Origin of the sequence: Vibrio sp. 10N.261.52.A1 (assembly GCF_002876325.1) — a bacterium.
Lineage (GTDB): Bacteria > Pseudomonadota > Gammaproteobacteria > Enterobacterales > Vibrionaceae > Vibrio > Vibrio chagasii.
The window spans coordinates 1-821 of the sequence record NZ_MCYD01000094.1 but is presented as its reverse complement, the minus strand read 5'-3'; the positions used below and the strand labels follow the sequence as shown (position 1 = coordinate 821).

Annotated in this window: 1 protein-coding gene; it reads left to right on the top strand. The window is 33.3% G+C overall.

Features of this window, described 5'->3' with window-relative positions; all coding sequences use genetic code 11:
* The coding region (locus BCT81_RS29100) for a hypothetical protein (RefSeq protein ID WP_157938830.1) at positions 1–821 on the top strand (821 nt) is incomplete at both ends.

Here is an 821-nt window from a genome sequence, read left to right as displayed (position 1 = left end):
CCTTATCCAGAGTTATTGTTTTCTTTGTTTTTCTTGATTGTATCTTTATCTATTCCGGTATTACACACTACTTTTGACTATACTTTATTTAATCGTGACTTGAAGATTGTATTCTTGTTTTTAGGTTCATTTTATATTTTAAATCGGTTTTCTATTGATAAAAATATGATACTAGCAACACTCCGGTTTACAATATTAACTTGTCTTGTCTTCTTCATATTGTGTACCTTACTACCTCAATTTCAATCGCTATCCTTGTTGCTAAAAGGCAACACCTATGGAATAGAAGGTAAGTTGGAGGTCTATCGCCTTTGGTTTCCGACTTCTGCTCATACATTTCATTTGGGGCTGTTTTTTATATCTATATTTTCGATACAACTTATCTTTGGCGAAAAGATGATATATCTAATCCCGACTGTAATATGTGCTGCAATTTCAGCTAGGTCTGCTATGGTTTGTGTTTTGGCTTTGCTGTTGATCTACACTTTGATAAAGGACATAAGATATATACTGCTCTTGCTTATTCTTTCTCCCCTCTTCTATTATGCTGTAATAGTTATTGTTGAAAACTCTACTCAAGCAAGATATGCGTTGGAGCCTATAGTTAATATATTAGAAAATAATCAATTTGAAACGGGATCGACTAATAGGCTTCTCGAAATGATTTATATTCCTAAAGCGACACATATATTGATTGGTAGCGGATATTATACTGGAGATGATGGGAAATTTTTTGGACACACTGACTCTGGGTTTATGAGACCAATATTATATGGGGGAATGCTCTATCAACTCCTTTATATTATTATGTTAGTCAATGT